The sequence below is a fragment of the Paenibacillus sp. N119s genome (assembly GCF_059447605.1).
This window is the reverse complement of the sequence record NZ_JCAJRU010000225.1, coordinates 1-7,987: the sequence shown is the minus strand read 5'-3', so window position 1 is coordinate 7,987 and position 7,987 is coordinate 1. Positions and strand designations below refer to the sequence as shown.

Sequence of the window (7,987 nt, the reverse complement as noted above, 5' to 3'; positions counted from 1 at the left end):
CCCTTTCATCCCAAGGGACGAGAAGGAGCTGCTCGCGTTACCACCCTAATTAAAGAAACGTATGCCAAAAATACAGACGCTTCTTTCACTTCATTCTTATAACGGGTCTACACCCGGTACCGGATTACTATAGGCAGCTTCGCAAACCTGCAAAAGCTTTCCATTCATCCAGACAGCTCCAGACGGTAATTCAAAGGTGGGACGCTACCGATTTGCACCACCCATCGGCTCTCTGTACAACGTGATTCCGCCTTCTACTGAAGTCTTTCTCTGCTTTTCACGATATTTACTTTGACCTATTTATAACACACTGTTTTTGTGTAGTCAACGACACCAAAAGACAGGCTTTTTAGCATATGGGTTCATTTTGTAATTTTATGCTATAATAATGGCTGTTATAAAGGAGGAAGACTTAATGGTTGAAGAAAAAAACAATGTATCAGAGCCAAAGCCTTCCCGCTTACGGAGAACCATACGAAGGCTCGGCCGTGTCATAAAGTGGGTCGTCATCATCGGTTTTATGGGAGCACTATTTGCAGGAGGAACCGCCGCCGGCTATGTTGCTTCTATTGTAAAAAACGAGCCCGTGCGTTCCAGATCTATGATTCTACAGGAAGTAGATAAGAATGCCATTACAGGCTTCGCTTATTTCAATGACGGCTCTCCTATCGGGCAGCTCCGAACCGAGGAAGATCGAAGACCTGTTACGTTTAAGGAGATTCCTCAACTCGTCATTGACGCAGTCATTGCCATTGAAGATAACCATTTTTACGAGCATAAAGGTGTCGATTTGTCAGGAACACTGCGTGCTGTGAAGCAAAAGGCACTCCATGAATCCGTACAAACCGGAGGGAGTACGCTTACCCAGCAGCTTGCGCGCCGTGTCTTTTTGAATCTTGATCGCACGGATGACCGCAAGGTCAAAGAAATTTTGCTATCTCTACGCCTTGAGCGCTTCCTAAGCAAGCAGCAAATTATTACGGCCTATCTCAATAAGGTGCCTTTTGGTAACGGATCAAGCGGTTACAACGTCTTTGGTATTAAAGCAGCGGCCAAAGGTATTTTTAATGAGAATGATTTGAACAAGCTTAATATAGCCCAAGCTGCCTATCTGGCAGGTCTACCCCAGCTCCCTTCTTCTTATTCTGCTTTTAACGGTAAAGGCGAGTTTAATGAATCGGGCTTTAAAAGAGCGATCAACCGCCAGCATCTAGTTCTCAGCCGAATGCTGGAGGAGAACAAAATCAATAAAGCCCAGTATGATGAAGCGATGGCTTTTGATATCCAAAAATCTCTTGCCCCACGTACTGTTAAGGCTTATAACACCTATCCATATCTTATGATGGAAACAGAACGGCAAGCTGCGCAGGCACTTATGTCTGTCACCAATCCGAATCAAGCAGCTAATGCCAGTGCAGATACCAAAACCAAGGATGATAACGACATGCTCAAAGAAGCGGAACAACAGCTTCGTACAGGCGGCTATATGGTATATACCACCATTGACAAGAGCGTGTACACATCCATGCGTCAAATCGCAGAAAATAAGGATAACTTCTCTGCTACAAGTAAAACCAAGGGTGACGAGCAAGCGGCGGCCATTCTAATTCAACATAAAACAGGCGCCATTCTCGGCATGATGGAAGGTCGGGACTTCCAAAAGGAGCAAATGAACTATGCTACCCAGATGGTACGTCAGCCAGGTTCAGCCATGAAACCGATTGCTGCTTATCTGCCTGCTTTGGACAGCGGACTTGTACAGCCTGGTACGATTGTGGATGATGCTCCTATTATTTTGAAGGATGGCAGTAATGGATATCACATCCCGAAAAATGCCAATAACCGCTATCAAGGATTGGTCACAGCCCGTTATGCACTGAATCAATCGCTAAATACGATAGCACTCAAGCTGTTTAACGAAAAGGTAGGAATCAGTAAAGCCTGGGCTTTTGCTAAAAAACTGGGTATTACCACCTTGGAACCAAGTGATAACAACGCCCAAACAGGTGTACTCGGCGGCCTGGCTCATGGGGTAACCGTTGAGGAGCTCACCAATGCATATGGAGCCATTCCAAATGGCGGTGTGTTTAATGATGCCTATATGATCGAAAAGATCGTAGATTCGCAGGGCAATATTGTATATAAACATCAGCCTAACCCTGTGCAGGCCTTCACACCACAAACCGCCTACCTGATGACGGATATGTTGCGTACAGCCGTATCGGAAGGCACAGGCAAACTGGTGAAGCGTAACTTTAACCAATCTGGCAAAATTCCAATTGCCGGCAAAACAGGCACTACGCAATCCTACACCGATGTTTGGTTCGAGGGTTTCACACCTGACGTCACGCTGGGAGTATGGGTTGGTTACAAGCAACCTGTCAATAAGCTTGAAACGAAAGCACAAAAAGAGCGGGCTCGTCGTCTATGGGCTCTAATCATGAATGAAGTAACGGCTAAAGATTCTCAGTTGTTTCAAACAGACAGTTTCAAGCGACCTGACGGCATTGTAAGCCGTACAGCCTCCGCTTATGGTTCAGACATTTATAACAGTAAATATCTACCCAAAAACAGTGAAAATGGTGTTACCCGTGCGAAATACATTACCTATCAAGGTGTAAATTATATTCCACGTGATGGTACGCCAGATGATATGTTGTATGAACGGACTGTTAGAAAACGGGAAAAACCAATCTCGGAATTGATTAAAGAGCTTCAGCATGCCTTTACAGTGATGAAACGACATAACTCGTTGTCTTACTACCTGCCTCAAGATGCAGATAAAGAAGCTCCTACTCAGATTGACCCACGCAAGGACGATGGAGCAGCTCCTAACGCTCCTTCTAGTGTCAGCGTAAGTTATAGTGACGGCAAGGCGATAATCAGCTTTAGCCCCAGCGGAAACAGCGATGTTGTAGGTTACCGTTTGTATCGTTCCACAGATGGGGGCAGCTTCCAACGGCTTGGCAAGGTCGTCATGGCTGACGACTCCAAGGTTTTCTCTGATAGCCCTGGGGGAAGCAGCGCAAGCTACTATGTGACTGCCGTTGATGTGGGAGGACATGAGTCTGGACCAAGCAGCAAAGCAGACACAGCACCTGTAGTACCCCCTGCGGATTCTGAGTCACCAGACGCTCCGGGCGAGGGAGATGGAACTGGGGTGCAGCCTACGGAAGTTCCTACTGCTCCTGGACAGCCCCAAGCTAAAGCCGCAGGCAAGTCCGTAGCGCTCCAATGGAGTGCAGGAAAGCCTGCGGACGGTATCACAGGCTATAACGTATATTACAGTGAAAGCGGTGCGGAGCCTTTTAAAAACATAGGCTCTACCGCATCTACCAGCTTTGAGTATAAAGCGGGCAGCAAGCCCAAAGGCTGGTTCCGTGTTACTTCCATAAATGCCATCGGAGAATCGGCCCCTTCTGGAGCGGTTCGCCCATAATAATGGAAGACAAAAGCTGAAACGATACTTTGGATGAAGATGAATAAAATTCCCCTAATCAAAAGGGAGTCTCCATAGCTATAATGGCTATAGAGACTCCCTTTTTATTGCAAACATGCAGCGATTCAATCCTCGATAGTAGACAAGTCACCTGTAGGCAGGTTAAGTTCCCAGGCTTTCAGCACACGTCTCATAATTTTACCGGAACGGGTTTTGGGTAACTTTTCTTTAAACTCAATTTCACGCGGAGCAGCATGAGCAGACAGCCCTTCCTTGACGAAGCGGTAAATATCCTGTTGTAACGCTTCCGACGCTGTATAGCCGTCACGCAGGGCGACAAAAGCTTTAATGATCTCTCCTCGTACAGTGTCTGGTTTCCCAATGACTCCAGCTTCGGCTATAGCAGGATGCTCCAGGAGCTTGCTCTCGACCTCAAAAGGACCGATACGCTCTCCGGAGGAGTTGATAACATCATCAATTCTCCCCTGAAACCAGAAGTATCCGTCCTCGTCCATGTAAGCCGAATCACCGGATACATACCAATCGGGAAAACGGAAATATTCCTGGAACTTGTCTGGATTGTTCCATATACGGTTCATCATGGATGGCCATGGTGTACGAATCGCCAAATGTCCCATCCTATTAGGAGGCAACACCTGGCCTCTGTCGTCCAAAATAGCTGCCTGAATACCTGGGAGTGGCTTTCCCATCGAACCCGGCTTAATCGGTAGCTCTGGGTAATTACAGATCAACTGTCCTCCTGTCTCCGTCATCCACCAAGTATCATGAATACGCTGTCCGTAGACTTGCCACCCCCATCTCACCACTTCGGGATTGAGAGGCTCCCCAACGGATAATACATGCCGCAAGCTGCTGAGATCATAATTGGCAACAACCTGCTCCCCTGCGCTCATCAGCATCCGAAACGCCGTAGGAGCACTATACCAAATCGTCACTTCGTGACGTTCAATCGTACGATACCAGTCCTCCGGGCTGAAACGGCCTCCACGAATGACATTCGTCGCTCCATTTAACCAAGGAGCAAAAATGCCATATGACGTTCCCGTAACCCAGCCAGGATCAGCAGTACACCAATACACATCATCTTCCCGCAGATCCAGCACCATTTTCCCTGTATAGTAATGCTGAATCATTGCATTTTGCACATGATACACGCCTTTGGGCTTGCCCGTTGAGCCTGATGTATAGTGAATAATTAGTCCATCTTCACGACTCAACCATTCGGGCTCAAGCTCTTCTGAGGACATAAGCATTTCCGTTTCAAAGTCAATAATTCCCTGCTCCCGTTCGTCCATGTTACCGACCACAAAAATATGCCGCAACTCAGGAAGCTCCTCACGTTTTACCCGTGAAAGAAGCGCAGGTGTGGTTACTAATGCCACCGCTCCGCTATCCTGCAAGCGATCCTTAACCGCCGTCTCCATAAACGCCTCAAACAATGGACCGACAACAGCTCCTACCTTTAAAACACCTAGCATACTAATGACCAGCTCTGGTGAACGCGGCATAAATATAAACACCCGCTCCCCTTTACCAATACCGTATTTGCGCAGCACATTTCCGAACCTGTTGGAACTGGCACGGAGCTGAGAAAAAGTATAGGTTTCTTGACGGTTTGCGTCACAATACAAAAGTGCTGCTTTCTCTCCCCGACCTTCCTCAACATGTCGGTCAATCGCTTCATGTGCCATATTCACTTTGCCTGTTTCATACCACGTAAAATGACGTTCTACATCTTCCCACTGAAAATTGTTGTAAGCTTGTTCATAAGGGCCCATGTTGGATGTGGGAACTACAGCCTGGAGCTCATCAATCTTCATGCATTCAGCCTCCTCACAATGACATAATGAGAATTACACAGAACAAAATAGCGCTTACATAATTAATGATGCAAATGATTACCTTTAATTTGTGTAGTAATTTAAAAGCACTTAATTGTGAACATTTCGTGTCTAAATCAGTATATCATAGTTTAGGATGTGACGACCATCCTTTTCATTTATTTGTTTTTTTGTTATAAGTAGGGGATATGAAGAGCTACTGACGGCAAACAAGGAGGTCGCACACATGCAGCATTTAAAACTGTACCACTCGGACACACTGGATCATAACGGACAAACCATTCATGTAGAAGGACCGGTATCTGCTGATCGACTGCGGTCATTTCAAATGCATACGCAATTGGACGCCTTTCGTAAACCTAAGGAGCAATTCAACGCATTAGTGGAAATTTCAGAACTGCCAGAAGGCAGAATCATCATTGCTCATGATGGAGAAACCCTTCTGGGATACGTGACTTTTCACTATCCAGATGAGATGGAACGCTGGTCAGAAGCTGGTATGAAGGATTTATTAGAACTCGGAGCTGTCGAGGTAGCCGATGACTATCGCGGGCTGGGCCTGGGCAGCCGAATGATTCGGATTGCCTTTGAGGACGGACAGCTCGAAGCTTATATTATTTTTACGACCGAATACTATTGGCATTGGGATTTAAAAGGCAGCGGTCTTTCCGTATGGGAATACCGCCGCATGATGGAACGCCTGATGAAAACCGTAAATATGGTATGGTACGCTACGGATGATCCTGAAATATGCTCACATCCGGCGAACTGCCTGATGGTAAGAATGGGAGACGATGTGCCCCTCGAATCAAGGGAACAGTTTGACCGTATCCGGTTTGTCCGAAGATTCATGTATTAAAAAAATCATATCATTAGTCCAAATGCTTGAGCATGAACTCCACAATACGGTGCGAACGATGCGAAGCTTCTACCGTAAACTCAGTATAATTTACGTGAGCTGATCCATCAGCCTTATCTGACATAGATCGTAGGACCACATAAGGCACAGCGTTCATATGAGCTGTCTGAGCGACTGCGGCGCCCTCCATTTCGGTACAAGCACCGTTCATCTCATGATGTAATGCTGTTACTATCTCACGATTTGCGACAAATTGATCGCCGGAAAGTACTTTTCCGACTATATAGCGATCACCAAACGATTTGCAGGCTTGTTCAGCCAGACGGACTAGAGCAGGATCGGCCGCGAACTCGGAGGTATCTTGATAAGGAATGACCCCTCTGGCATAACCCAAAGGCGTTACATCCATGTCATGCTGCATACATGTTGATGAGATGACAATGTCCCCAATGTTTAAATCAGGGTGCACGGCCCCTGCCACTCCGGTGAATATAATTTGTTCTACGCCAAAATGATCAATCAGGATTTGTGTTGTTACTGCAGCATTGACTTTGCCCACACCAGACTTGCAGACGACTACCCTATGCCCGTGAATCATTCCGGTAGTGTAGGTGATCCCAGCCTTGGTCGTCTTGCTTGCTTCCGTCATCGCTGAAAGCAGCAACTCGATTTCTTCATCCATTGCACCCATTAATCCATAAAGTCGGCTCATTACGTATCCCTCGTTTCTTAGTTTGATGATGATAGCACAAGAAGCTATGTATCCACGAAAAAAGCTCCGTTAAAGGAGCTTTCATCGAAGGTGTATCTTATTTGGCACTATACCTAGTCTAAATAATTAACGGATAACCGCAAAATGGTTTCATGCGGCAAGATAACGCGAGAGTTCTCCACGTTTTCCTTTTTCATCAGCTTGGTTAGCAAACGCATCGCTACCGCACCCAAATCGTACATCGGTTGCGCAACAGTTGTCAGCTGAGGACGAACCATGGAGGCCATACGAATATTATCAACACTGATGACCGAAAAATCGTCAGGTACTTTCAGTCCCTCATCCTGAATGCTATGAATCGCACCAATGGCCATTTCATCCGTAGCGGCAAAAATAGCAGTTGGTTTCTTCTTCAGACCGAGGAAGTATTTCATAGCTTCAACACCGGATTCATAACGATAGTTCCCGATTCGCACGAGATCTTCCTGATAATCAATTCCAGCTGTTTCCAACGCTCTCTTGTAGCCTTGGAAACGTGCATAGCCGTTTGCTGGATCTTGAAGCGTACCACTGATCATTGCGATCTGACGGTGTCCATGGCGGATCAACGTGTTAACTGCATCAAACGCAGCGGCTTCATGGTCAATATCAACCGAAGGATAGCTACCTTTTTCATCGCTCGTTGCACATAAAACAATAGGGACAGCAGCTGTATGAAACGCCTGAATATGCTCGTCCGTTACTGTGCCGCCCATGAACAGAAGTCCATCGACTTGTTTTTCAAGTAACGTATTGATAACACGGATTTCTTTTTCTTTCCGCTTGTCGGCATTACATAAAATGATGTTATAGTGATACATATTTGCAATATCCTCAATACCGCGCGCAATTTCTGCAAAAATTGAATTCGATATATCCGGAATAACTACGCCAACAGTTGTTGTCTTCTTGCTGGCCAAACCTCTAGCTACCGCATTTGGGCGATATCCCAATTGTTCAATTGCTTCGTATACCTTCTTGCGAGTTTGAGGTTTTACATTAGGATTATTGTTAACTACGCGGGATACTGTCGCCATTGAGACCCCAGCTTCGCGAGCTACATCATAGATCGTTAC

General features: G+C 46.2%; 5 protein-coding genes and 1 other annotated feature. Of the genes, 2 read left to right on the top strand and 3 right to left on the bottom strand.

Features of this window, described 5'->3' with window-relative positions; genetic code table 11:
* Positions 1 to 10: 10 nt before the first annotated feature.
* Positions 11 to 280, bottom strand: a binding site (T-box leader).
* A gap of 135 nt (positions 281 to 415) precedes the next feature.
* Positions 416 to 3,439, top strand: coding sequence for a transglycosylase domain-containing protein (locus AC5V8P_RS20685; RefSeq protein ID WP_064796293.1), 3,024 nt, complete (start codon positions 416 to 418; stop codon positions 3,437 to 3,439).
* Between the two features lie 125 nt (positions 3,440 to 3,564).
* On the opposite strand, the gene acsA is transcribed toward AC5V8P_RS20685, so the two are convergent.
* A complete protein-coding gene (gene acsA / locus AC5V8P_RS20680) occupies positions 3,565 to 5,280 on the bottom strand; it encodes an acetate--CoA ligase (protein ID WP_063213650.1) in 1,716 nt (571 codons plus the stop codon).
* A 247-nt stretch (positions 5,281 to 5,527) separates the two neighbouring features.
* Here acsA and AC5V8P_RS20675 point away from each other — a divergent pair, with 247 nt between their 5' ends.
* Entirely contained in the window at positions 5,528 to 6,160 is a 633-nt protein-coding gene (locus tag AC5V8P_RS20675; RefSeq protein WP_064796292.1) for a GNAT family N-acetyltransferase, read from the top strand.
* A 13-nt stretch (positions 6,161 to 6,173) separates the two neighbouring features.
* Here the strand turns inward: AC5V8P_RS20675 and AC5V8P_RS20670 are convergent, their stop codons facing one another.
* Entirely contained in the window at positions 6,174 to 6,872 is a 699-nt protein-coding gene (locus AC5V8P_RS20670) for a 5'-methylthioadenosine/adenosylhomocysteine nucleosidase (RefSeq protein WP_064796291.1), read from the bottom strand.
* A 113-nt stretch (positions 6,873 to 6,985) separates the two neighbouring features.
* Positions 6,986 to 7,987 (bottom strand): catabolite control protein A (gene ccpA, locus AC5V8P_RS20665; protein ID WP_495473816.1); only part of this gene is annotated, 1,002 nt, incomplete at its 5' end.